The organism is Prevotella sp. P5-126, from assembly GCF_002251185.1.
Taxonomy (GTDB): domain Bacteria; phylum Bacteroidota; class Bacteroidia; order Bacteroidales; family Bacteroidaceae; genus Prevotella.
Genome location: NZ_NPIZ01000028.1, coordinates 1 through 1,121, shown reverse-complemented (window position 1 = coordinate 1,121; position 1,121 = coordinate 1). Strand labels below are relative to the sequence as shown.

Below are 1,121 nucleotides of genomic sequence, written 5' to 3'. Positions count from 1 at the left end.
TATATATATATATAAATATATATATATATTATATATATAAATTTTTGGCTCGAAGTTTTGATTTTCGGTTTATCAAAACTGTTATCTGTTATCTGTTATTTGTTATTGCCATTTTTTGCGCTTACTGAAAAATGCCGTTTTTGGTTCATTTCTTTTACAGCGCCTAACATCATACCCATGATCTTACCACGGTTTCAAACCAACAAAAAGTATAGCGCTCCACCTATCTTCCTTATATTCAGCAATATACGATAATCACCAAGATTTATACTTCAAAATTTGGCTTTGTAACCAACTGATACACAGGGAAATGTTAAAAGCCGTGGGAAAATTGGTCACAAGCCGTGGGAAAAGTGGAACAACCGATTGTTTTTCTTCATACCTTTGCACTGGCGTCCAAGATAGGCGGCACCTCGGAAATGAAAAGAAAAACGAGTTTCTCTTTTACATTCCACTCGGTTTGCACTATCTTTGCACCGTGGTTCAAGAGAGAATCACTCATCGCACTGAACATTCCGTCCGCACACAGACGTGGGCAACTCCTCAGTAAGTCACCAGTGAATCCGCACTAAATCCCAAAATTTGGCGGACAACGATGGGACAAAATGGGAGGAACATGGGAACTGAAAAGGAGAAACCGACGATGTGGGAATGGGTGCTAACTAACTAACTTACTAACAACTATTCCCCAGAACCCCCACTGGTCTAACAAACGGGGGGAAACAAAATGGCTATTCTAAATGGACTTATCAAAAAAATGAGTGGATCGGCTGGTCAGTTGACTTTCAAGACTGTCAATGGACGTACCGTAGTATCGGAGAAAGTGACCAAGGTACGCAACACCCGCACCAAGGGACAACAGCGTCAGCGCATGAAATGGGTGAACATCGTCCGCATGTATGCAGGACTCGTTCCGCTGCTGAAAAATGCCTTCGAGAAGAAAGCGCAGTACCACACCGACTACAACATGTTCGTCCGTGCGAACAGCGTGGCAGCTCCTGTCTATCTCACCAAGGCTGAATCGGATGGCGGCGCATGCATCGCAGCTCCCTATCAGATCACCCAAGGCACGCTGCCCTCTATCTCGGTGAAGGGTACTGGCGACAAGGCGGTGACCAGCA

At 44.2% G+C, this 1,121-nt stretch carries 1 protein-coding gene; it reads left to right on the top strand.

The annotated features are described in order from the left end of the window. Positions 1-727: 727 nt before the first annotated feature. The coding region (locus CIK90_RS02260; RefSeq protein WP_144007202.1) for a 60S ribosomal protein L36 at positions 728-1,121 on the top strand (394 nt) is incomplete at its 3' end.